22 protein-coding genes are annotated in these 23,708 nt (G+C 65.4%); 7 read left to right on the forward strand and 15 right to left on the reverse strand.

Annotated features, from left to right (window positions below; genetic code table 11):
- Positions 1–5 precede the first annotated feature (5 nt).
- Positions 6–302 carry a hypothetical protein gene (locus C935_RS0111655; RefSeq protein ID WP_018862674.1) on the forward strand — a complete coding sequence of 99 codons (297 nt, stop codon included), beginning with the start codon at positions 6–8 and terminating at the stop codon, positions 300–302.
- 105 nt (positions 303–407) lie between these two features.
- Here C935_RS0111655 and fliL read toward each other — a convergent pair whose 3' ends face one another.
- The 3 genes from fliL to C935_RS0111670 all read right to left on the reverse strand — a co-directional run bounded on the left by fliL (position 408) and on the right by C935_RS0111670 (position 2,445).
- Positions 408–806, reverse strand: coding sequence for a flagellar basal body-associated protein FliL (gene fliL / locus C935_RS0111660; RefSeq protein WP_018862675.1), 399 nt, complete (start codon positions 804–806; stop codon positions 408–410).
- On the reverse strand, positions 803–1,639 hold the full coding sequence (locus C935_RS0111665; RefSeq protein ID WP_018862676.1) for a zinc-dependent peptidase: 837 nt from the start codon (positions 1,637–1,639) through the stop codon (positions 803–805). Before C935_RS0111665 ends, fliL begins: the two co-directional genes overlap by 4 nt.
- Positions 1,640–1,797: 158 nt before the next feature.
- Positions 1,798–2,445 carry an outer membrane protein gene (locus tag C935_RS0111670; RefSeq protein WP_018862677.1) on the reverse strand — a complete coding sequence of 216 codons (648 nt, stop codon included), beginning with the start codon at positions 2,443–2,445 and terminating at the stop codon, positions 1,798–1,800.
- A 169-nt stretch (positions 2,446–2,614) separates the two neighbouring features.
- Between C935_RS0111670 and C935_RS0111675 the strand changes: the two genes are divergently transcribed.
- Positions 2,615–2,977: a hypothetical protein gene (locus C935_RS0111675; protein WP_018862678.1), complete on the forward strand. Its 363-nt coding sequence runs from the start codon at positions 2,615–2,617 to the stop codon at positions 2,975–2,977.
- A 36-nt stretch (positions 2,978–3,013) separates the two neighbouring features.
- Here C935_RS0111675 and C935_RS0111680 read toward each other — a convergent pair whose 3' ends face one another.
- From C935_RS0111680 to budA, 6 genes are all read right to left on the reverse strand, one after another.
- On the reverse strand, positions 3,014–4,699 hold the full coding sequence (locus tag C935_RS0111680; RefSeq protein WP_018862679.1) for an alpha/beta-hydrolase family protein: 1,686 nt from the start codon (positions 4,697–4,699) through the stop codon (positions 3,014–3,016).
- Positions 4,700–4,805: 106 nt separating this feature from the next.
- Positions 4,806–5,198 carry a hypothetical protein gene (locus C935_RS0111685; protein ID WP_018862680.1) on the reverse strand — a complete coding sequence of 131 codons (393 nt, stop codon included), beginning with the start codon at positions 5,196–5,198 and terminating at the stop codon, positions 4,806–4,808.
- A gap of 188 nt (positions 5,199–5,386) precedes the next feature.
- Positions 5,387–5,854 carry a DUF302 domain-containing protein gene (locus tag C935_RS0111690; protein WP_018862681.1) on the reverse strand — a complete coding sequence of 156 codons (468 nt, stop codon included), beginning with the start codon at positions 5,852–5,854 and terminating at the stop codon, positions 5,387–5,389.
- Positions 5,855–5,873: 19 nt separating this feature from the next.
- On the reverse strand, positions 5,874–6,230 hold the full coding sequence (locus tag C935_RS0111695; RefSeq protein ID WP_018862682.1) for a group 1 truncated hemoglobin: 357 nt from the start codon (positions 6,228–6,230) through the stop codon (positions 5,874–5,876).
- A 74-nt stretch (positions 6,231–6,304) separates the two neighbouring features.
- The gene (locus C935_RS12825) at positions 6,305–7,207 is read right to left on the reverse strand and encodes a helix-turn-helix domain-containing protein (RefSeq protein ID WP_051074687.1); all 903 of its coding nucleotides are present in this window, start codon (positions 7,205–7,207) and stop codon (positions 6,305–6,307) included.
- 129 nt (positions 7,208–7,336) lie between these two features.
- Complete coding sequence (gene budA, locus C935_RS0111705; protein ID WP_026278782.1) at positions 7,337–8,149, reverse strand: acetolactate decarboxylase; 813 nt, start codon at positions 8,147–8,149, stop codon at positions 7,337–7,339.
- Positions 8,150–8,296: 147 nt separating this feature from the next.
- Between budA and gshA the strand changes: the two genes are divergently transcribed.
- The 4 genes from gshA to C935_RS0111725 all read left to right on the forward strand — a co-directional run bounded on the left by gshA (position 8,297) and on the right by C935_RS0111725 (position 15,386).
- Positions 8,297–9,889, forward strand: a complete 1,593-nt coding sequence (gene gshA, locus C935_RS0111710; protein WP_018862685.1) for a glutamate--cysteine ligase — start codon at positions 8,297–8,299, stop codon at positions 9,887–9,889.
- A 133-nt stretch (positions 9,890–10,022) separates the two neighbouring features.
- Positions 10,023–11,039 (forward strand): glutathione S-transferase family protein, encoded by a 1,017-nt coding sequence (locus tag C935_RS0111715; protein WP_026278783.1) that lies wholly within the window; start codon positions 10,023–10,025, stop codon positions 11,037–11,039.
- 76 nt (positions 11,040–11,115) lie between these two features.
- Positions 11,116–12,231, forward strand: a complete 1,116-nt coding sequence (locus tag C935_RS0111720; RefSeq protein WP_018862687.1) for an efflux RND transporter periplasmic adaptor subunit — start codon at positions 11,116–11,118, stop codon at positions 12,229–12,231.
- Positions 12,228–15,386, forward strand: a complete 3,159-nt coding sequence (locus tag C935_RS0111725; protein WP_018862688.1) for an efflux RND transporter permease subunit — start codon at positions 12,228–12,230, stop codon at positions 15,384–15,386. Before C935_RS0111720 ends, C935_RS0111725 begins: the two co-directional genes overlap by 4 nt.
- A 66-nt stretch (positions 15,387–15,452) precedes the next feature.
- On the opposite strand, the gene C935_RS0111730 is transcribed toward C935_RS0111725, so the two are convergent.
- Together C935_RS0111730 and msrB are read right to left on the reverse strand one after the other, a co-directional pair.
- Positions 15,453–16,652, reverse strand: a complete 1,200-nt coding sequence (locus C935_RS0111730; protein WP_018862689.1) for an MFS transporter — start codon at positions 16,650–16,652, stop codon at positions 15,453–15,455.
- Between the two features lie 31 nt (positions 16,653–16,683).
- Positions 16,684–17,079, reverse strand: coding sequence for a peptide-methionine (R)-S-oxide reductase MsrB (msrB, locus tag C935_RS0111735; protein WP_018862690.1), 396 nt, complete (start codon positions 17,077–17,079; stop codon positions 16,684–16,686).
- Between the two features lie 121 nt (positions 17,080–17,200).
- On the opposite strand from msrB, the gene C935_RS0111740 reads away from it, so the two are divergent.
- Positions 17,201–18,280: an EAL domain-containing protein gene (locus C935_RS0111740; RefSeq protein ID WP_026278784.1), complete on the forward strand. Its 1,080-nt coding sequence runs from the start codon at positions 17,201–17,203 to the stop codon at positions 18,278–18,280.
- Positions 18,281–18,293: 13 nt separating this feature from the next.
- On the opposite strand, the gene C935_RS0111745 is transcribed toward C935_RS0111740, so the two are convergent.
- From C935_RS0111745 to C935_RS0111760, 4 genes are read right to left on the reverse strand one after another with little or no spacing between them, the layout of a single operon-like run.
- Positions 18,294–21,383: an efflux RND transporter permease subunit gene (locus C935_RS0111745; RefSeq protein WP_018862692.1), complete on the reverse strand. Its 3,090-nt coding sequence runs from the start codon at positions 21,381–21,383 to the stop codon at positions 18,294–18,296.
- Positions 21,380–22,519, reverse strand: coding sequence for an efflux RND transporter periplasmic adaptor subunit (locus C935_RS0111750; RefSeq protein ID WP_018862693.1), 1,140 nt, complete (start codon positions 22,517–22,519; stop codon positions 21,380–21,382). The genes C935_RS0111745 and C935_RS0111750 overlap by 4 nt, the downstream gene beginning before the upstream one ends.
- A 7-nt stretch (positions 22,520–22,526) precedes the next feature.
- Complete coding sequence (locus C935_RS0111755) at positions 22,527–22,982, reverse strand: cytochrome c (protein ID WP_018862694.1); 456 nt, start codon at positions 22,980–22,982, stop codon at positions 22,527–22,529.
- Between the two features lie 31 nt (positions 22,983–23,013).
- Entirely contained in the window at positions 23,014–23,640 is a 627-nt protein-coding gene (locus C935_RS0111760; protein ID WP_018862695.1) for a TetR/AcrR family transcriptional regulator, read from the reverse strand.
- Positions 23,641–23,708 lie beyond the last annotated feature (68 nt).

Below are 23,708 nucleotides of genomic sequence, written 5' to 3' on the forward strand. Positions count from 1 at the left end.
TCGCAATGAATGCACAGGAACTCAATCGTCGCTGTGTCGAACTCTTTCACCACCCGGACGCACAATTGCACTGCTGGCACCCCCGCATGTTCTGGGAGACCCATATGGTGGAAAACCCGAAGCCGGAGGACCTGCAGAAGCCGAAAGTGGACCTGCGCGAACTGGAGGTGCTGCTGGCCGAGGCCACGCACCAGGACTCGCAATGTGCCGCCGAGCTGGAGCAGGAGGCCCCCGGTCGGGCGACCCTGATCCGGCACATGGTCGAGCGCGGCGAGATGCCGTTGCTGCATCGGCCTCACTGATTTAACTGGGTCCCTGGCGGGACTCCGGCCCGGTCCTCCGTCGGGCAGCTTGGGCCCCGGCAGAACTGACTGCCGGGGCCTTCTTTATCCGGACGGAGGCGTGCGTTACTGGCGGATAAAGTCGGAGAAGTACAGGGCCTCGATGCGGGGGGCGCCAGTCAGTTCCTCGAGCAGTTCGTTGAGTTCCTCCAGTACCTCATGGCGCAGATCTTCGCGGGCCTCGCTGCCACGCAGGCTGTCCGGGGAGCGGCCTCCCATGATGCGAATGATGCGATCGCGGACGGCCGGGATATGTCCGCGGATCTCGCGGGCATCCTCCATCTCGGCCGCCTCGAGCTGAATCTTGGCCTGAAGGTAGCGGGCGCGGTCCGTCGCCTCCATGTTGACCACGATGGGTTCCAGCGTCACGTAGCGGCTGTCGAGATCATCGACCGCAAGGGCACTGCCGGGGACGATCCACCACAGCAGGGCGAGCAGGGAAAGGCTGAGTGACACAGTCTTCATGCGGAGATCTCGTGTGGCAAATGGGTCCCTTGCGTGGCGATGGTCGCCGCGCGACGGTGCGGTTCCTGGCGAAAATATCGGCTCAGATGATCATAGACCGCCGGAAGGGTCTCGCGCAGCCTCCGAGGTTCGAAGAAGAACACTTCCGCGGCCACGGCCAGGAACTCCTCCGGCGCGGTCGCGGCGTAGGGGTCCAGCGGTAGCTGGTCTTCGGGGGTATCGTTCTCCACGGCCTCGACAAATGCCTCGTAGGCGGAGGTGAAGTCGCGGGTCCAGTCTTCGGCGGAGTGATCGCGTTCCAGTGGCGGAAAGCCATTCACGTCGCCGTTGCCGGCATCCAGTACATGGGTCATTTCATGTACCACCACGGCGCCATCGAGAATGACATCGGCCCAGGACAGGATCACCGGCCCGCGCTCCCAGGCCTCGCCGGATTGCGGCATGGCCCCCTGATGCACGATGCCGTCCTCGTCTACCCATTCGTGTTCTGGCACGAATGTGTCCGGATACAGCACCAGCGTGCGCCAGTCGCGGTAGGGCGCGAGTCCGAGCTCCAGTACCGGCAGCGCGGCGTAGGCGGCAATCATGCGGCATTGCCCGTGGGTGGGTTCCGACTCGATGCCCACGAACTCCCGGGTGCCCAGGATCTCTTCCACCAGCCCCTTCAGGCGTTCGGACTCCTCGGGCGACAGGGTTGCGATGAAGGGCACCTGACGGCGCAGGGTCTCCCATTCATCGGGACTTAGCGAGACTCGGCCGGCATGGCTTGCCGCAAAGGGATCGATCAGCCGCTTGAGCAGGCCGCGCAACGGATAGTGAGGCGTGTCGTGCATGGCGACATCGTCGCATGTTTGTGGCCGGGATGCCTGCCTTCAGGGGAGCGACAAACGTTGAGGTGCGGGGGCTCGCCGTGTTTGACGGGGCAGGAGGGAGCGTTGACCAGTCCGTCCAGGAACCCGCCACCGGAGACGGTGGCGGGGCGGCGAGTTGCCTAGAAGCGGTAGCCGAGGCCGACCATGAAGCGCTGGGCATCGGAGTCGAAGCGCAACGTCATTTCGTCCTCGATCCGATAGCGCTCGCGCTCGTAGAAGGTGTAGGAATACTCGGCGCGCATAAACAGCCGGCTGTCCAGTTGGTACTCGATGCCCACGCCGATCCGGGCGCCATTGGTGCTGTCCTTGAAACGGAGGGACATGTCCTCTTCCGTTTCGGTCAGGCGGTAATCGAATCGCGCGCGCTGGTACCCAGCCAGCCCGTAGAGCAGGACGCTGTCGTTTACCGTGGTCCCGAGGCGGCCGGTGATGCCGTAGCTGTATTTGCTGTCTACACCCAGCTCTGCATCATCAATCCGCACCGTCAGGTCGGCATCTTCGGTTTGCGCATCGAACTCGACGCCCAGATAGAGCCCATTGTCCAGCACTGTCCCCCAACCGGTCATCACGCCTCCGGTCGCTCCGGAGGCACTCATGCCCGAAATGCGGCCATCGTCATCTTCGCGGTAGTCGATGTCGTAACCGACCCAGCCGAGCTGCCCGCCGACGTACCAGCCGTGAAAGGGACTGGCATGGGCGGATCCGGTCGCGGCCAGCAGTGTGAAGGTGCCGGCAAGGGCGACCCCGAGACGAGTCTTGTTGTGCATGGTTATGCTCCCAATTTTATTGTGAGTGCGGCGAGATTCGGATGTCCCGCGCGTGGCGAATGGTGGCACAGTTTCCGGTGGGGCGGGCACTGCATCGATGGTTCTATGCCAGAATCGCTCGCTCGGGTAGCCCCTGCGGCTGCAATACGCAAGCGATGGAGTTGAACGAATGCACAAGCAAACAGGAATCCTGGCAGCGCTGCTGATGGCGGTACTTTGGGGGGGCGTCGCGGCCGCGGGTGAGGTCCATACGGTCGAGCAACTGAATCAGGCGCCGGCGGAACTCGAGGGTGAAGAAGTGCGCCTGGAGGGGATCGTCGGCCGGGTCAACGAGGACATCATGGGTGTTAATTTCATTCACTTCGTTGACGGCACGGGCAACGAAGGTGATTACATCACCATTACCTCCAGCGAGTTGCCGGAGGTGGGCGATCGGGTCTCGGTGACCGGCATACTGGTCCTGGATCGCGACTTCGGCGCGGGCTACGCCTATCCCGTACTGATCGAGGAAGCAGAGTTTTCGAGCCAGTAACCGCGGTAGCTTAAGGAAGCACTGACCAGTGTTTCCTTAATCGGCAAGGTGGCGCTTCAGCCACTCGAGCTCTTCTTCCGGCCACTCCGTGGCCGTCACCGCCTGCCAGGCATCGATGTAGTGCTCGGTGGCATAGACGTGTCCGTAGCCGCGCGGCGCGGCATCGCCGATAGCCACGTCCACGGCTAGCTGCAGCATGGTGACCACCGGGTACCAAGTCAGGTCCGGCGAGACATCCGGGCCGCGTGGGTGCTGCATCCACTCGGGTTTGCGGTACAGCGCCTGTGGTTCGAAGAAGGTGATCGGATCGCTTGCATATTGCAGGTAGACGATGCGCATCGGGCCCCAGGAGGCGCCGGGGATGTCCAGATGATTCTCCTGATTGGTGAAGCGCACCACCGAGCTGTCGCGAAAACGCGGTAGCCAGGCCGGGGAATCCGGCTGGCGCTGGCGTGTGATGTCGCGCCAGGTCTCGCTGCGGAAAGGTGGCCCCGCCCATAACGCACCGTTGAACGGGTCACCGATTACGTCGTAGAGGTCCGCCGCGCGTTCGGAGTTCAGCGCGCCCAGGCTCAGGCCGTAGAGGTACAGTTCCGGACGGGCGTCCGCGGGGAGCTGTTTCCAGTAGCTGTATATCTCCGCGAATACGGCCTGGGCCGTCTCGTGACCGTACTGGGATTCGGACATCAGCGACAGCCAGCTGGGCAGGTAGGAGTACTGCACGGCGACGGTTGCGATGTCGCCGCCGTGCAGGTACTCCACCGGCGCGATCGCGCGGTTATCCACCCAGCCGCGCCCGGTGGGTGTGGCCAGGATCAGCACGGATCGCTCGAAGGCATTCGCCCGGACCAGTTCCTGTAGGGCCAGCCGTGCCCGGTCTTCGATGGTTTCGGCTGCGTTCAGCCCGACGTAGACCCGAATCGGATCCAGGGCTTCCTCGCCGGTGAATTCCGTGATGTCGGTGGCAGCAGGTGCATCGCCGACAAAGCGCTGCCCCTGGCGGCCAAGACCCTCTTCCCAGGAGACCAGCGACTCGGCACTGCCCGTGCGGGCGGAATTGGTCGGCTGTTCGGCGCCGGGGTACTCGCGTACGTCGAACTGTTGAAAGCTGCGATCGGCAGTGCGCAGGCCGTATTCCAGGACCACGCCGTCGATCACGGCCCAGAATACCGCGGCGGCGGCCACCACACCGATCACATTCGAAAGCCGACGCGGGATAAAGCGCCGCAGGTGCTGCGCTAGAAAGCGCACCAGTAGCTGGAACAGCCGGGCGACGGTCAGGGTCGCGGCGAACACGGCCGCGGCGATCAGCCCCAGGCGCACCGGGAAGCCCCCATCCACCGGCTCCTGATCCATCAACTCGCGAATGGTGTTCTGCCACTCGGTGGCCTGCCACAGAAAAGCCAGCACAATCAGTGCGGCGCCACCCCCGGCGATCAGCACCAGGGTGTTGTGCACGCGCTCGCTGGGTTCGGGCAGCTCCAGGTAGGACCACAGCCAGTGGAAAAACACGCCCAGCCCGTAGCCCGCGGCGAGCGACAGACCGGACAGGATGCCCTGCACGTCGTCGGTGCGCGGGATCAAACTCGGGGTCAGCGAAGCGGCAAAGAACAAAGTGGCCAGTATCAGTCCCGGGATCGACAGTGACCCCAGGACACGGGTGGCCCAGCCCGGCCAGATGAAGCGCCGCAGGCGGGTTTGCAGACGGCCGACAACAGACATCGCGTGCGCGGTTCCTTCGCGGATGGAAAGCCTCATCCTGTCTGGCACACGGGCAGGGTTCAAGTCTCCCCGGCGAAGGCGGATGTGCTCTGCGATCCATTGACCGTTATGCCACCGTGCGAAAGCGAAAGGTGGCTTCGACCATGCGCAGGGCCACACCGAACAGGGCCACCTGCAGCAGCAGGCCTCCTGTCGCCGCCCCGGCCGTGAGGCCGGTGGCGAGCCCGAGCGCCATGAGCAGCATCAGGAGCGTGGCGGCGATGCGGCTGCGCAGCCAGCCGCCGACCACGGCGAGCAGTGCGACCAGAGTCCCCTCCATCATTGTCGGGGTGTGCTGGATCAGCAGGCCGAGTGCGACGACGACGGCGCCGGCCAGTGCCAGGACCCAACCGGCGACGCGGGCCAGACGCTGTGCCTTTCCCGTCTCGTCGATCGTCTGCAGCAGAAGCCACAGGCCGGTTCCCGCTCCGGCCCAGTGGCGTGAACGTGAGTCCTTCATCGCGCCAGCGTACAACGCGAAGGTGACCGTTCTGTGACAAGCGGTTTTCGCGATTCAATCACCGCGGCCCTGAGGATGATTCCGGCGGACGGCTCTCCGGACAGAGAGTGTCCGGGCGGGCCATGTCTGTTGCCAGGCATGGCCCGCCCCATCGCGGATTACTGGCGTGCGGCTCTGGCGGCATTGCCTCACGGGCGTTGGTTCAGGGCATGGTCCAGCAACGCCTCGAAGGCCGGTTCGGCCCGTTCCACCGCACGCTCCAGACTCGGATGCGGCTGCAGCGTAGTCATGAATTTCGGATGCAGCATAGAGAGTTTCGTGTTGCCGTTCTCCTCGTACAGAGCGACGTGGCCGCAGGGCATCATCGCGCCGACGTGCAGTCCGGCATCCACGATGTCCGGGCCCAGTGGCAGATAGCAGACCTTCAGTGCCGTGATATCGCCACCGGCCAGGTCGAACTTCGCCAGAAAGATCCAGTCTTCTTCGTTTTCGGCAAACTCGCGAATCGTTCCTGCCAGTTGTTCGCGCGGTTGCTCGGCGTCGTGGATGATGAAGTGGTCGTCGGGTTCGGCAGCGACCGCCGGGCCGGTCAGGGCCAGGGTCGTGGCGGCGGCTAAGGACAGGGCAAGGGCCGTGAAAGGTGAATGCGTCGTCATGGTTCGTTTCTCCGTGATGTCAGACCCGCACGATCTCCGGCTTCAGCGACCAGGAGATCATCAGCAGTTCCTCCTTCTCGCGCTGGCCGACTTCGTGTTCGTCGAGGGCCTCGACGATGTCGTCGACCACCGCGACGAATTCCTCTTCGCTGATGTTCATGCCGCGATGGGTGGTCAGCATGTCGCGTCCGCTGTAGGCCTGGGGGCCGCCGGTACCGTTGCAGATGAATTCGGTCACCAGGCGAATCACTTCATCGCGATCCGTGTCGACGTAGCGCTTGCGGACGGTGGCGTTCTGCGTGTGCTTGTCGAAGATGGTGCTGGCGAGTTCGTGGATGCCTGTCTCGCCGCCCAGGCGTTCGTACAGGGAAGTCATTAACCGGCTCCAACGATTGGGATTGCCGTGAGACTAGCCAGCTCCCGGACAAGGCGCTGCTGCGATCTTGCGCTTCAGGACCGGATCTTGCGGTTTTCGCGGGGGCGGGATTCGCAGACACCTGCACGTTTTCGGTAGGCACCGGGGCTAAGGCCGGTCACCGCGCGGAAGTGACGCGCGAATTGCTGCGAGGAATAGCCGACTTCCGAGGCGACTGCGCCGATCGAAAGGGGAGTCCGTTCCAGGAGGTCGAGGGCGCACTGTATGCGCAACCCGATCAGAAAGCGGTGCGGAGGGATCCCATGCGTGGCGCGAAAGGCACGGGCGAAATGCCAGGGCGACAGGTCGCACAGCGCGGCGAGCTCAGAAAGGGTGATGCGCTGATCAAGGTGTGCCCGCATGTATTCGACGACGCGGGTCGAATGGTGGGGTGCCAGTCCGCCACACCGGACGTCGACGTCCGCGCTCTGCCCCGCCAGCCGTGCCAGCCGTATGACCAGTATGGCGATCATGCTCTCCACAAACACGCGAGCCGCTGGGTCCGGGCGGCCCATCTCCTGCCACAGGGCCGCCAGGGCCTGGCTTACCAGAGGGTCGGCCTGCACGCGGGTATGCAGGGAACCAAAATCCAGAGGGTCATCGGGGTCGCGTTCCAGGCAAGCGCGGGCGAGTTCCGTAGGTATGCCGAGAAAACGCATCCTGGCGGGGTCGTGCATCTGGCAGTAAGTAGGAACGTTGGGGGCGATCAGCACGAACTCCTTCGGGTGCGCCCAGCCGGAAAAAGCCCCGGCGCCGATATCGCAACGAAAGCGAAAGGGCGGCCCGCAGGTGTCGCTGATCATCAGCTCGCGCACCGGGGGCGTGCTCATGCGCCCGGGTGGATGGGCATTCTCGATCATCGGAACCGGTGGGTCCGTTCGCGCTCGCGCTTCCTTCAGGAACGGTGTGTTCCGCCCCCGAACAAAGAAGTCGAGCATGCTGCATGGATCTTGTGGCATCGTCGGCACCCCGGAGGTTCCATATAGGCCAGTTTTGGCCAATGTTCCACGCGCTACCGCATAAATGGGGACGGGGTGGAGGATTCGGCGATTATCCCGAACAGCAGATCAGTGTTCGGCCTCGTTCAGGTCCTCGGATGTGTCCCGCGACAGGTCCGCGGTCAGATAGTCCAGTGTCATGGGTAGGCCCAGGTCCACGCGTGGGAGGTGCTGCAGGGCGATACGGATGGATCGCGGGCGGGCCTCCAGCAGGTGACCGCCGCAGCGGCGGTCGGCGTCCACGAAATGCAGGTGGTAGCCGGGCACCGCAACCGACTGCATGAACTCGGGGGTCCAGAAGCCGGCCATCGAGCCCTCGATGCCCTCGAATTCGTATTCCGGCTGTTCGCGGGCAACCTCCACCAGCGGCCGGTAGGCATCCTGGCGCGGGACCGAGCGGGTGCGCACGTAATCGAACACGCCGTCTAGCCGGATCGCGTAGACCATGTTGTGCGACGGGATCAGTCGGTCGAACAGGGCGAGCAGCCCTTCGTAGTCCATCGGGGTATCGATGGTTTCCTCGCTCCACGGGCGAAAGCGCGTGACGCAGGCGAAGGGCGTGCGTGTCTCCGGTGTGACCGCGTAGGCGCGGCCATCCGAACGCAGCTGGAAGACCTCGCCATCCAGGACCACCATCTCGCCGTCGAGGTCGTTGAAGGTACCCAGCCCGAAATCGCCGCGATCGAGGATGTCGGCGATCGTCGTGTCCTCGCGATAAAGCCCCTCGACCAGAGCGTTCACCGGGGCCGAGACATACAGGCTGGCGGCGGTCGCCGGCGTCTCCAGCCAGCGCTCGAGCAGGACCTGTGGATCCACACCCTCGCGGCGGGCCCGCGCATTCAGGCGTTCCATTAATTCAGGGGGCAGCTTGTTACTGGACATCTCGGTGGCGTCCGGTCAGCGCAAACGGTTGCCGGCAAGGTTGCGCGGGCGCGGTGCTTCCCGCAACCCCGTGCCGGTTGCATGTGACCCGGGGGGCGCATTCCGGTATGTTCGCCGGGTTTGCAGACAGGCAGGAAACGCACCCCAGTGGGAACCGACGAACGCAATCTGCAGGGACTGGTCGCGCAGTTAGCGGAGCGCCTGGCGGGCATCGGCCTGCACGGACGCATTGGCCTGGAGAAGGAGACCCTGCGCGTGGGTCCCGAGGGCTCGCCTGCGGGCACGCCGCACCCTGTGGCTCTGGGCTCGGCGTTGACCCACCCGTTCATTACCACCGACTACTCCGAGGCCCTGCTGGAGCTGGTCACCCCGCCGTTCGAGGACGTGCGCGAGACGCTTGGCTTCCTGCATGACTTGCAGGCCTTCGCGGCAGCCAATGTCGGGGACGAGACGCTGTGGTCGACTTCCATGCCGTGCGTGACCGCTGATGACAACGCGATCCCGGTTGCGCTATACGGCACGTCCAACGCCGGACGCATGAAGACGGTCTATCGCATCGGGCTGGGCTACCGCTACGGGCGCAAGATGCAGGTAATCGCCGGGGTGCACTTCAATTACTCCCCGCGCCCCGAGTTCTGGCCGGCGCTCGCGCGGGTGCTGGGCGAAACCGACGGCCGTGCGTTCCGCGACGAGCGCATGATGGGCATGATCCGCAATCTGCTCCGCTTTGGCTGGCTGGTGCCATACCTGTTCGGGGCCTCGCCGGCCGTTTGCAATTCCTTCCTCGAGGGCCACGGGGCGGTGCTGGAGGAATTCGACGACGACACCTCCTATCTGCCGCATGCGACCAGCCTGCGCATGGGTGATATCGGCTACACCAACCGCAAGGAGGCCGATACCGGAATCAAGGCGGACTACAACTCCCTGGCCGGCTATGTCGACTCGCTGCGTTGTGCGATCAATACACCGAGCCCCGAGTGGGAACGTATCGGTGTCAAGGTCGACGGCGAGTACCGCCAGTTGAATGCCAACATCCTGCAGATCGAAAACGAATACTACTCCACCGTGCGCCCGAAGCAGCCGCTGGAGCGCTTCGAAAAGCCGACCGATGCGCTGGAGGCCCGCGGCATCGAGTACGTCGAGCTGCGCTCGGTGGACATTAATGCCCAGCACCCGTTGGGGGTCGACGAGACCCAGCTGCGCTTTCTTGAAGTGTTCGCCCTGGCCTGCCTGCTGCAGCCCAGCCCATTGCTCGCCGATGGGGAGCTGGATGCGATCGACCGAAACCTGCTGGATGTGGCGCACTATGGGCGGCGCCCCGGACTGGAGTTGCGCCGGGCGGGCGGTACCGTGGGTTTGCAACAGTGGTCCCGCGAACTTCTCGCCCTGATGCGCCCAGTGGCGGCCATCCTGGACCAGGAATTGCCGGGTGACCCCTACCGTCGTGCGCTCAGCGAGCAGTGGGGCAAGGTGGAGCAGGCGGATCTGACGCCCTCTGCGCGCATGCTGGAAGACATGATGGCGCGCGAGGAGGGGTTCTACCGCTACGCCCGTCGCCTGTCCGAACAGCACCGCGAGGCGTTTCGCTTCAACGGCCCGCTCCCGCGCGCCGAAACGCTGGAGGCCCTGGCACGCCAGAGCCTGGGCGAGCAAGCCGAGATTGAGGCGAGCGATAACCTGGACTTCGATACGTTCCTGGAGCGCTATTTCTCCGGGACCTTGCGTGCCGTTGATGCTTGATCGTTCGGTATTTGCGAACCGTCAGCGCAAATAAACGCGATTAAATTTCGATTTAATCGATGGGATGATCGAGGTCCGTCGATATCGTTCGTCCGACCCGGTGAGTGCGGGGCATGGCGAGCAGGGGAATCCGATGAGTCTCTTGGTGAATGGCGAACTGCGTGAAGGCTGGCTTGAGGAGGAATCCGACGACAGCGGCGAATTCGTGCGCCAGGATCAGCAGTACCGCAACTACGTGACCGCCGATGGAGCACCCGGGCCGCTGGGCGAGGGCGGTTACCCGGCCGAATCCGGGCGTTACCACCTGTATGTGTCCTATGCCTGTCCCTGGGCGCATCGGGCGTTGATCCTGCGCAAGCTCAAGGGGCTGGAGTCGCACATCGGGCTGTCGGTCGTGCACCACTACATGGGAGACGCCGGCTGGTCGTTTGATGGCTGCGACGGCTGTACCGGCGACCGGGTGCACGGCTCCGGCTACATGCACGAGCTCTACACACGAACTGACCCGAAATACACGGGCATCGTGACCGTGCCGGTACTGTTTGACCAAAAGACGGATCGCATCGTGAACAACGAGTCCGAGGATCTCGTGCGCATGTTCAACAGCGCGTTCGACCACATCACCGGCAACACCCTGGATTTCTATCCGGAAGACCTGCGCGAGGAGATCCACGCGGTCAACGACCGCATCTACGAAAACGTGAACAACGGGGTCTACCGCTCGGGTTTCGCGAGCACCCAGGCGGCCTATGAGGCCGCCTGGGATCGCCTGTTCGAGACTCTGGACTGGCTGGAGGAACGTCTTGCACGTCAGCCTTACCTGGTCGGCGAAAGGCTGACCGAAGCCGACTGGCGGTTGTTTACCACGCTGGTGCGGTTCGATCCGGTCTACTACAGCCATTTCAAGTGCAACCGCCAGCGTCTGATCGACTTCCCGCATCTGCATGCCTATATGCGCATGCTCTACCAGCGTCCCGGCGTGGCCGAGACGGTGCGTATGGACCACATCAAGGCGCACTACTACGGCAGTCACCCGATGCTGAATCCGAGCCGCATCGTGCCGAAGGGGCCGTCTCTCGATTACGGTGCCCCGCACGGGCGGCCGCTGGGAGATCTCCCAGCCGGACTTCGGAACGCTGCGGAAACGTGACGGTCGTTACACTATTGGCGCGGATCACGGTGGCCCGGCCTTGCCCGGGCCACCTTTGTATCGAGGGGTTGGCTGGGTGAAGGCGATTGGCTGGTTGCTGGGGTTGGTGGCCGTGGTGGCGCTCGGCGTGGCCGCCTGGTACGCGTTCGACGGCGAGTTTCCGGAATCCAACAGTGACGCGCAGGCCGCCGACGAAGCACCCGAGGAGACGGATCGTCGCACCCCCGTACGGACCTCGACTGTGCAACCGCGGACCTTCGAAACCATCGTGGAGTCCCTGGGGACCGTCCGGGCCAACGAGTCGGTGCTGGTGACGGCGAACGTGACCGAGCGCGTTGTGGAGGTCCTGTTCGACGACGGCGACGAGGTCGAGGCCGGGCAGGTCCTGGTGCGCCTGGACGCGGACGAGGCCGAGGCGGCCCTGCGCGAGGCGCGGGTACAGGTGGATGACGCCGAGCGCGAACTGGAACGCGTGCGGGATCGTGTAGCCGATGGCGTCGTGACGCAGCAGCAGGTCGATCAGCAGCGCTCGCGCCTGAGCGAGGCCGAAGCCCGGCTGGCGGCCGCCGAGGCGCGCGTGGCCAATCGTACGATCCGTGCCCCGTTTGCCGGCCGGCTGGGTATGCGCCAGGTAAGCCCTGGGTCACTGGTGAGCCCCGGAACCCCGATTGCGGAACTGGACGATATCGAGCGGGTGAGGATCGACTTTGCCGTACCCGAGCGGCATGCAGCCGCGATCCCACTGGGCAGCACGGTTTTCGGACGCAGTGCGGTCGGCGCATTCGAGGGCCAGGTCTCGGCGGTGAGTAACCGCATTGATGTGGCGACCCGCACGCTGACGGTGCGCGCGACCGTGGACAACCCCGAGCTCATTTTGCGTCCGGGAATGCTGGTCAACATGCGTCTATCGCTGGACCCGGTGGAACGCGTGGCTATCCCCGAGGGCGCGTTTCAGCAGGTTGCGGATCAGCACTTCACCTTCCGCTATCTGGATGACGGCACGGTAGAGCGCGTGCGCATTCGCATCGGTCGACGTATGCCGGGTTCTGCCGAGGTGCTCTCCGGGGTGGAAAGTGGGGATGTGGTTGTCTCCGAGGGCGTGTCCAGGGTGCGTGACGGGCAGTCCGTGCGTGTGCTGCCGCCGCGTGTGCCCGAGGTACTGGAAACCGGCGAGGCCGGCACCGTGCAATGATCATCTCGGATGTCGCCAACCGCCGTCCGGTCCTGGCGATTGTCTTCAATCTGCTGCTGATCACTTTCGGCCTGATCGCCTACGACAACCTGCCGCTGCGCGAGTACCCCGACGTGGACCCGCCAGTGGTCACGATCAATACGGTGTACCCCGGTGCCAGCGGCGAGATCATTGAACGCGAGGTCACTCAGCGGCTGGAAGACCGGGTGGCGGGGATCGAAGGCATACGCTTTGTCGAATCCTCCAGCGAGGACGGGCAGTCCCGCATCACCATCGAGTTCAACCTGAATCGCGACCTGGACGCGGCCGCCAACGACGTGCGCGAGGCGGTGAGTCGTGCGATGCGGGATCTGCCCGAGGATATCGATCCGCCGGAGGTGACCAAGGCGGATGCCGATGCCAACCCGATCCTCTGGCTCAATCTGTCCAGCACAACGATGGACGCCCTGGAACTGGCGGATTACGCCGAACGCAATCTTATTGATCGCATCTCGGTAGTCGATGGTGTCGCGCTGGTTCGGCGAGGTGGCGCGCGCAGTTATGCCATGCGGATCTGGGCCGATCGCGAGGCCCTGGCCGCGCGCGAATTGACCGTGACCGACATCGCCGACGCACTGGAACAGGAGAACGTCGAACTGCCGGCCGGGCGTCTGGAATCGGTCGAACGGGAGTTCACGGTCCGCGTCGATCGCCAGTATCGAACACCGGAGGACTTCGCCAGTCTCGTGCTCAAGCGCGGTGAGGACGGGCAGCTGGTCCGGCTGGGCGACGTCGCCGACGTGAATATTGGCGCGGACACCGAGCGCAGCGAATTTCGCGGCAATGGCGAGGACATGATTGGGCTGGGGATCATCCGCCAGTCCAATGCCAACGTGCTCGAGGTCGCCAACGGGGTCAAGGCCCTGGCCGCCGATCTGCAGGACAGTCTGCCGGAAGGCACCTCGCTGGTGACTACCTACGACGAGTCGGTGTTCATCGAGGGGGCGATCCGCGAGGTCTACATCACCCTGGCCGTGGCAACCGCAGCGGTGGTGTTCGTGATCTGGTTGTTCCTGGGGAGCTGGCGGGCGACTCTCATCCCGGCGGTCACGGTGCCCGTGGCAATCACGGCGGCATTTATCGGTATCAACCTGTTCGGGTTCTCGGTCAACCTGCTGACCCTGCTGGCGCTGGTGCTTGCGGTCGGGTTGGTGGTGGATGACTCCATCGTGATGCTGGAGAACATCCACCGCCGCATCGAGCGTGGCGAACCCGGCCTGCTGGCCGCCTATCGCGGCGCCGGGCAGGTAGGGTTCGCCATCGTTGCGACTACCTCGGTGCTGATCGCGGTGTTCGTGCCGCTGGCCTTCCTTGAGGGCACGGTCGGGCGCCTGTTCACCGAGTTCGCGATCGCGATGGCGATCGCCGTGTTCTTCTCCAGTGTGGTCGCACTCACCCTCGCGCCGGTGCTGTCTGGGCGCCTGATGCACAAGGGCGACGACGACACCGGCGCGGCGCGCTTTATCAGCCGTGGCTTTTCCTACCTGGAACGCGGTTACGGGCGTGTGTTGCAGATCGGACTGAAGGGAGCCTGGCTGATCGTCCCGATCCTCGCCCTGGTGCTCGCGGCGGCCTGGTACCTGTTTGACACCCTGCCCGAAGAGTTCGCGCCGCATGAGGATCGCGGCGCCTTCTTCGTGATGGTGGACGGTCCCGAAGGTGCCAACTTCGACTACATGAGCCGACAGATGGCCGAGATCGAGACTCGCATCCAGCCACTGATCGAAGACGGCCCCATTCGCCGGGCCCTGGTGCGCACGCCCCGAGGATTCGGCGGGTCGGAGCTGATGAACAACGGTTTCGTGATTGCCATCCTCGAACACTGGGATGACCGCGACATGTCGGGGCAGGAGGTGATCGACGAGCTCCGGGCGATTATCGAAGAGATGCCGGGGGTCGAGGCGAGGGTGGTCATGCGCCAGGGCCTTTCGCGCGGGCGCATTGGTCCGCCAGTACAGTTCGTGATCTCCGGGCCGGACTACGACACCCTCGAGGAATGGGGCGAGATCATGCGTGAGGCGGCCGAGGGCATCGACGGGCTGACCCGCGTGGACCTCGACTACGAGCCCACGCAGCCACAGATCAACGTGCGCCTGGACCGCGATCGCGCCGGCGACCTCGGCGTATCCATGCGCGATGTCGGACGCACGCTCGACATCGTGCTCGGGGGTCGCGACGTGACCACCTTTGTCGATCGCGGCGAGGAGTACGACGTGATCATTGAGGGCCTGACCGACCAGCGCCGCACCCCGGGGGATATCGACAACCTCTACGTGCGTTCGGCGGCCGGCTCCATGGTGCCGCTGTCGAGCCTGGTCACCTACGAAGAGTTTGCCGGTCCCTCGTCGCTGGAGCGTTACAACCGGGCCCGCTCGGTCACCCTGACTGCTGGCCTGCAGGACGGGATGACGCTTGGCCAGGCCCTGGATGCCCTCGATGCCAAGGCCGCCGAGCTGCTCCCGGCCGACGCAGGGATCGACTACAAGGGCGAGTCGCTGGACCTGCGCACGGGCTCCGAGGCGATCCTGTTCGTCTTTGCACTGGCGCTGCTGGTGGTGTTTCTGGTGCTGGCCGCCCAGTTCGAGAGCTTCGTGCACCCGTTTGTGATCATGCTGACCGTGCCACTCGCGGTGGTCGGGGCATTACTTGGGCTGCATCTGACCGGCCAGACCCTGAATATCTACAGCCAGATCGGCATGGTCATGCTGATCGGGCTGGCGGCCAAGAACGGCATCCTGATTGTCGAGTTCGCCAACCAGCTGCGTGACCGCGGGCGCGACTTCGACACCGCTGTGGTCGAGGCGGCGCGGATGCGCCTGCGGCCGGTGCTGATGACCGCGCTGACCACCGTGGCCGGGTCGATTCCGCTGATTCTGGCCTCCGGGCCGGGCGAGGAGACGCGCTTCGTGATCGGGGTGGCGGTGTTCTCCGGTGTGCTGTTTGCCACGCTGTTTACGCTGTTCGTGATCCCGGCGGCCTACAGCCTGGTCGCGCGCGGCACCACCTCGCCGCTGGCGACCACCCGCCGCCTGCACGACCTCGACGCCGAAGTCACCGACGTCGACGGCGAACGCCATGGCGCACGAGCCTCATCCGCCCCCCGCGCCGAACCCTGATTTCCCGTTGCGGGGCCACCTGCCTTGTTGAGGCTGGTCCCTGGTTCGGCGTTCGCGTTCGGCGTTTCAGGTGCGCGCCGGGGCGCGGGTGTCGTCGAACCAGAGCCAGGCGATGGCAATGGTCAGCAGCGCGACGACCGACAGCATGGCCAGGTTCAGGCCGTCCCAGCCCAGTGGCCGCAGCAGCGCCCCGGCCAGCAGCGAGCCGGCGGTAACCAGCGTGAAGATGGTCAGGTCGTTCACCCCCTGGACCTTGCCTTTCTCGGTGGCGGTATGCGTGGTGGTCAGCAGCGTACTGCCGCCAATGAACAGGAAGTTCCAGCCGACCCCCAGCAGGAACAGCGCCAGCCAGAAATGCCCCAGCGTCTCCCCGTGCGCGGCGATCGCCACGCTGAACAGCACCAGTACATTGCCGAGTGCCAGGATGCGCGTGATCCCGAGGCGGGTGATCAGGTGGCCGGTTACGAACGAGGGCGCGAACATCCCCAGTACGTGCCACTGCATCACCAGTGCGATCTGGCCCATGTCGAACCCCGCCTGGCGCATGGCCAGCGGCGTCGCCGTCATCAACAGCACCATGACCGCATAGCCCAGCGCGGCCGCGGTCAGTGCCACGAGGAAGCGCCCTTGCGGCAGGATCTCGCGCATCGGACGGGCCGGGCCGCGTTCCTCCGGCGGCGGCGCCGGCACGCGCAGCCAGGCCAGCAGTGCCATCGCCAGCAGGGCCAGGGCGCCGAGGACCAGGTAGGGGCCAGCCTCCGGCGTGCCCGGCAGCAGGGCCTGGGCATGGTGGGCGTTCCAGGGGCCGAGGAAGGCGGCCACGACGCCACCGGCCATGACCAGCGAGATCGCGCGCGGGCGAAAGGCGGGGCTGGCCACGTCGGCGGCGGCAAAGCGGTAGTACATCGCGAAGGCCTGGTAGGCCCCCAGGAGCAGATTGCCCAGCACGAACAGCCAGAAGGCCTCGGCGAAGACCCCGGCCGCGGCCAGCGCGGCGCCGCCGGCCCCGCCCACGCTGGTGCCCAGCAGGAAGCCGGTGCGCCGTCCGAAGCGCTTCATGAACAGCGAGGCCGGCAGGGTGGTGACCAGCGTGCCGACCATCATCGCGGCGACCGGCAGGGTGGCCAGGGCGGGATCGGCCGCGAGGCGTTCGCCGACCACGCCGCTCAGCGTCATCACTGTGACTGCGGCGATCAGGAACAGCGCCTGTGCCGTGGCCAGCAGCAGGACGTTCACGCGTTCGCGCGGCGTGGTCGAAGAGGGCACGGGATTCCTTTCCAGTCGGTTGGCAACCTGTTCAGTCGCGCGGGCGAAAATCGAGCACGGCGGAGTTGATGCAGTAGCGCAGACCGGTCGGGGCCGGGCCGTCGGGAAAGACATGCCCCAGATGCGAGTCGCAATCCGCGCAGCGGACCTCGGTGCGCTCCATGCCTAGCGAACGGTCACGATGCTCGGTGACCGCGTCGGGGGCCGCCGGTGCCGTGTAGCTGGGCCAGCCCGAGCCGGAATCGAACTTTGTCGCGGAGTCGAACAGGGCGGCCCCGCAGACCGCGCAGTGGTAGATGCCATCGTCCTTGTGGTTGTTGTAGGCGCCGGTAAATGGCGGCTCGGTGGCACCTTCGCGGGCGATGCGGTACTGCTCGGGGGTCAGTCGGCGGCGCAGGTCGTCGTCGGAAAATCCGGAATCTTTCATGCAGCCTCCGCAGGGGTGATATGGTCATGACACATGCGTGCTGTCACGTTGTGCCGCCCGCCTGATCCTACCACTGGCAGCCCGGACATGGCGTGGCCAGGCGAGACCGCTGGAGGTGGTCGTGAGTTGCCCGGATTGTGAACGGATCCACCTGTTGCCGGCGGAGGCCGGCACCCTTTTTCTGGCGCCGGTGCTGGCGCACACCCGCAGCGCTCTGCGGCGCCGGATGGTCGAGGAACAGATCCCCTGCAGCGAGCCGACCTCCGGTATCCTGGCGATGCCGGTATCCGGCGCGGGCGGGCTGGGGGATGCGCTGGCTCGGCTGGATCAGGTGCTGAGCGGATCCGAGCAGGCTGGCTGCCGCGCGACCTTTGTGCCGGAGGGCGAGCAGTTCGGTCTCGGACATCTGCAGGACACCCATCTGCTGTCCACGCTGATCGCGCGTCACAATGCCCGTGATCTGTCGGTCATCCTGGCGAACGACGCGCTGGACTTTCACTTTCAGCCGATCGTGCATGCGGCACGTCCCACCGAGGTCTTCGCCTACGAGGCCCTGGTTCGGGCCAGTGCGCCGGACGGCGGGATCATCCCCCCGAACGAGCTGTTTCGCACCGCGCGCAACGCCGAACTGCTGTTCCATCTGGACCGCTCCGCGCGTATCAATGCCATCCGGCGGGCGGCCGAGCGGGGTATCGGTAGCCACCTGTTCATCAATTTCAATCCGACCGCGATCTACGACCCCGCCTTCTGTCTGGAAACGACCGTGCGCGAGATCCTGTCGCGCCCGGAGGGGGATGGTCCGAGCGGTTTCGTGTTCGAAGTCATCGAGAGTGATCAGGTCAAGGAGCTGGATCATCTGGCCGGGATCGTCGACCGGTATCGCCGGGCCGGGTTCCAGGTTGCGCTGGATGATCTCGGCGCAGGCTATGCCTCGCTGAACATGCTGTCTCAGTTGCGCCCGGATTTCGTGAAGATCGACCGCGAACTGGTCAGCGGTATCGATGGCGATCCCTATCAGCAGAAAATCCTCGACAAGGTCGTCGAGCTCGCGCGTGAACTCGACGTACAGATCATCGCCGAGGGCATCGAGACCCCGGGGGAGTGGCAGTGGCTGAAGGACCGGGTCGACTACTGCCAGGGCTACCTGTTCGCCCGCCCGGCCGCCGAGCCACCCCTGCCGCAGCACCCGGAGTTCCCATAGCGCTGGCGTGCTTCTACCCCCTGGCTGTGTGGAGTGCCGGCACAAGCCGATGTAACAGCACGAACAGGGCCGGGATCACCACCAGCGTCAGAACGGTCGCGGCCAGGATACCGCCGATGATGACCGTGGCAATCGGCGAGAAACGTTCGGCCCCGACGGCCATCTCCAGGGCCAGCGGCAGCATGCCGGCGATGGTGGACAGGGCGGTCATCATGATGGGGCGCATGCGCGTTTCCACCGCCTCGGTGACGGCGGCGTATACGTCCAGGCCCTCGGCCAGTCGGCGCCGGGCCAGGTCGAGCAGGATGATGCTGTTGTTCACCACGATGCCGATCAGCAGGATGATCCCGAGCAGCGCCGGCATGGATACGTACTTCCCGGCGATCAGCAGTGCCGCGACCACTCCGATGAACTGCAACGGAATGGCGGTCATGATGATGACCGGGTGGGCAAAGCTGCGGAACTGCACGACCAGCAGTAGATAGACGGCCAGGGCGGCCAGCAACAGCGCGCGCATCATGTGGTCACGGGCCTCGTCGAAGTCCGCCTGCTCGCCGGCCAGTGTCGCCGGATAGCCATCCGGGGCGGCGAACGTGTCCAGGCGCTGCTGCACGTCGGCCACCACCTCGGATAGCGGGCGTCCCAGGTGGAAGCCGAGGATGTCCAGGGTCCGCTGGCCGTTTTCCCGCGTGACAATGCGCGGGCCGAGGGTATGTTCAAGGCTTGCGACCTCGCCGAGGGCGACCGGGCCCTCGCGGGTGGGCAGCAGGATCCCCTCCAGGTCCTCCGGATAGCGGCGGTCCGAGGCCTGGTAGCGCACGACTACGTCCAGGTCCCGCTTTGGTGGCTGGCGGAAGCGTGTGGCCACGGCGCCGTCCATGGCCTGGTGAACCGCACGGGCGAGCCCGGCCCCGGTAAGACCGAGTTCGGCTGCCCGGTCATGGTCGACCCGGACCCGCACCTCGGGGGTGTCGAGGGCCCAGTCCTTGTACAGGTCGGTGATGCCGGGGATGCCTGAAAGGTGGTTCAGCAGGTCGCTCGCCGTGTGGTCCAGGGTTTGCGCCTGCTCGCCACTGATCCGGGCGATGATCGGGGCGGCGGTTGACGAGCGTGCGGTGCCGCCAAGTTCCCGGGGGACGGCCAGGGTGACCCCCGGGGTGGTCTCCAGGCGTTGGCGCACGTCGTCCATGATCTCCCACTGTGTGAGAGAGCGTTGCGTCCGCGGCACCAGCGTTACCGTGATCTCGGCCTGATTGACGCCCATGGCGCCGCGGTCGCCCATCGAGCGGGCGCCGGTTTCGTGGCCGAACTGGCTGCTGACATCCACGACGTATTCGTGTTCGGCCAGATACCGCTCGACGGGTTCCAGGGTTGCCAGGGTGGTGTCGAGCCGGGTGCCCGGCGCCATGTCGACCAGAACCTGGAAACTGCCCGAGTCGAACCGCGGCAGCATCTCGCTCCCGGTCATGCGGAGCATGCCCAGGCTGAGGGCCAGCAGCATGACGGCCACCACCAGCGTCGCCAGCGGACGCTTTAGCGCCAGGGCCAGCACGTCCAGATAGAGGTGACGGACGCCGCGCGCCGGTGCCTCCAGGGTCTCCCGCCAGCGCGGGGTGGCGGTCGAGGTGGCGGGTCGCAGCCAGTAGGTGGCCAGCAGAGGGATCAGGGTGACGGCCATCACGAACGAGGCGCTCAAGGCGAACGCCAGGGTCAGCGCGAGGGGCCGGAACAGCTCTCCTATAAAGCCACCCATGAATGCCAGGGGAAGCAGTACGCCGAGGGTGGTCAGGGTGCCGCCCAGTTTGGCGCCGAACACCTCACCCACCCCTTCGATGGCGGCCTGGCGCGGGGGCTGGCCCTCTTCGTCCAGGTGACGGTGGATGTTCTCGAGGATCACGATGCCGTCATCGACCAGCAGGCCGATCGCCAGGATCAGCGCCGACATGGTGACCATGTTCAGATCCAGGCTGGCCAGTTGCATCAGGCCGAAGGTCGCCAGGAACGCCGCCGGTATGGAGAGGGCGATGATCCCGGCCTGACGCAGATCGGCGAGAAACAGCAGGACGATCACCATCGTCAGGGCGATGGCGATCATCACGGTTTGGGTCATGTCGGCGATCACTTTCTCGGTGAACACCGAATCATCGTCGGCGACGACGATATTCAGCTCGGGCGCGGCATCGCGCAGGGGTTCCAGCGCCTCGCGCACCCGTGCGGCCACCTCCACCGTGTTGGCATCGTCCCGCCGCAGCACCTGCACGGCGATCGCTGCCTGGCCGTCATGACGGTAGGCCGCGCGGGGCTCGCCGGGCTCCAGGCGGACTCGGGCGATATCGCCCAGGCGCACACGCGTATCGCCGTCCGCGACGAGGATGATCTCGCGTGCATCGGCCTCGCTTCGCAGCGGCGCATCGAACCGCACCACACTCTCGAGTTCACCGATGCGGACACGACCGCCCGGCGCCATGAGATTCCAGTCGTCGAGGGCCTCCAGTACCTGGGGCATGTCGATCCCGAGGGCCTCGGTGCGCTCGGGATCGAGCGCAACATGCAGTTCCCTCTTGTGCCCGCCGACCACGTCGATCGCGGCGACGCCGGGGATCCATTCGAGCCGTTCCCGTATCGCGTTGTCGGCCTGCTCGCGGATCGCGTCGAGCGCCAGGGTGTCACTGGTCAGGGCGATGGTGATAATCGGCTTGTCGGCGGTGGAGAACTCCAGGATCTGCGGTTCTTCGATGGTGGCGGGCAGGTCCGGGCGCAACCGTCCGACGGCGTTCTGGACGTCCACGGCGGCAAGGGCGCTGGTGATGCCGTAGTCGAATTCCACCCGTGCCACGGACAGGCCGGTCTGGCTGGAGGAGCTGATCCGGGTGACGCCGTCGAGGCTGGCAAACTCCTCCTCCAGCAGGCGTGTGAGTTCGCGATCGACATCCAGGGCCGCCATGCCGGGGTATTCCGTGATGACCGTGACGGTCGGCGGGTCGGTGTCGGGAAAGAGCTGGACGGGCAAGTCGAAGCGCGCCTGCAGGCCCAGGATCAGGGCGGCAGCCAGAAGGGCCAGCACCGTGTGCCGGTACCGCAGGAGGCCTTCGACCCAGGTCATCGGGGGCTGTCGTCCACGGCGTGTACGGGCATCCCGTCCCGGATCCGGCGATCCGGGGTCACGATGATGCGGTCACCGGGCTCAATGCCCTCGAGAATCGCCCGTTCTCCATTCGGCAAGGACCGTGACACCACTTCCGTGTGGTAGGCGCGTCCGTCTTCCAGCCGATAGACCCATTGGCCCTTGGCGTCGCTCCAGATGGCATGGGCCGGTACCCGGATGGCGTGGTCCAGATGTTCCAGGACGACCCGTGCCTGTACGGCCATGCCGGGGCGCAGGGCCTCCGGTGGTTCGGTTAGCCTCGTCTCAAAGCTCCCGCTACGCCGGCTGGTGTCCAGCGTGGGGTAGACCCGGTCAAGCCGGGACGTGACGGTATGATCCAGCGCGGGGATGGTCAACTCGACGTCCAGCCCGGGTTTGAGTAGCAATGTGTCACGCTCCGGCACGCGCAGAACCGCATGCAGATCCGCGAGGCCCACCAGTTCGATCAGGGGCTGTCCCGAAGTCGCGAGATCGCCCGGGCGGACATGCGTGCGCCGAACCTGGGCGGTGAAGGGGGCCCGCTCGGTCGTGTACTCCAGGCGTTTGCGGGCCAGTTCCAGTGCTGACCGATTTTCGCGGAGTTGGGCCTCCAGTGTGGCGACGCGCTGGCGAGCGTCGTCGATTTCACTTTCCGGAATCAGATCCCGGGAAAAGAGGTCCTGTTGGCGATCGAGGTTGCGCTGTGCGGTGGCGCGTTCTCCGTCCAGGCGCTGTTCGGCGGCCTCGCGCTGCTGGACCTCCAGGTACGTCTCGTCGGTGTCCATGCGCACCAGGACTTCATCCTCCTCGACCCGGTCCCCGGCGTTCAGGGGGCTTTCAAGCACCCGGGCGGTGACTCTTGCCGAGACGGTGGTCTCGTCGCGGGTCTCGATGCTGCCCCGGTAGGCAGCGCTGTAGAGTGTGGCTCCCGTGGGTTCTGCGGAGATTGTGGTCACGGCCGGTGGTGGCGCCGCGCGCGCAGCCTCGGGAGAAAACCGTTCCGACAGCCGGTCCGTCGCGCTCCAGACGGTCACGATTGCCACCCCGCCCAGCGCGAGGAGGCCCAGGGTCCGCCGCAGAACGCGGCGACGGCATACGGTGCGGGAGGCCTTCATGTCCCGCTCAGCGTTCCGGGGCGTTATCCGGCGACAGGCGTGACAGGTCGCTGCTCACCTTGTCGCGGAATGCGCTGTGGCAAGCGATGCATTCGGTCACCAGTCTGCCGTGGTAGCGGATGGCCCTGTCCAGGTCCTGCTCCCGCGCTGCATCGGCGAGCTGTTCGGCGGTGTCGTGCACCTGCTGATCCATCCCGCGGAATTCACTGACCCGGTTGCCAACGGCGGACAGGACACGCCGCCGCTCGCCGAGCGAGGGTTTCGGGTGATCCGCGATCGCCTCGGCCGCCTCGGTGACGGTAGCGAAGTCCTCGACGAACAGCGCGGATTGCACCCGGTTCATGTCGTCCGCGAGCCCTTGCATCACGGATTGAAAGGTCTCGGCCGCCGCAGTGCTGGCCAGCGGCATGGCGAGGGCGGCGACGACTAGGACGGTACGGGTTGCAGCACGGGTATGGGACATATCCAGACTCCTCGGTGTTGGTCGGGTGTATTCAGGTGCGGGTCGAGCCTTGTGGGGGCGGGGGCTCCGGTGTGCGCAATGCCGGTTCCAGCAAGCGCCAAAGCACCTCGCCCTGCTGGTCTAGTGGAAACTCGAAGTCGGAGAGCGACCAGCGCATCACCAGGCCCTGGATCATCGCCACGATCAGACGAGCGGTTTCGGCCGGTTGCAGATCCCGACGAAAGCATCCCTGGCTGATCCCTTCCCGGAGCAACTCTTCCAGCCGGGAGGTGTAGCGATCGATGATGTCGCGGACCACGGCCTTCAATTCGGGATCTTCCCGATGCAGTCGTTCGGAGAAGATCAGGCGGGGCAGCCCCTTGCGGCGGCTGATGAATCGCAATTGCCGGGCCAAGAGTTTGCGCAGGCGGACATCTGCAGATCCCCGTCCGGAGAACATTGGTGTAAGTACGTCCAGGAGCTTGCGGCCGATAGAGTCCAGTGCTGCGCGGAAGATCGCATCGCGGTTCGGGAAGTGCCGGAAGATTGTGGGCTGTGCGATCCCGACCCGATCGGCAATGTCCTGAGTGGAGACATCCCGGGCACCGTGTTCGGCCGTCAGGTCGAGCAGTGCCTGAACGATTTCTTCGCGTCGTTCTTCGCCGGATTTTCGTTTCATGCAAGTAATTAATCACTTTCCTTTTAATGATGCAAGCGCTATGTAGTTTATAGCGCTGCCACAAGGCG

This window comes from Thioalkalivibrio sp. ALJ3 (genome assembly GCF_000377205.1).
Classification (GTDB): Bacteria; Pseudomonadota; Gammaproteobacteria; order Ectothiorhodospirales; family Ectothiorhodospiraceae; genus Thioalkalivibrio.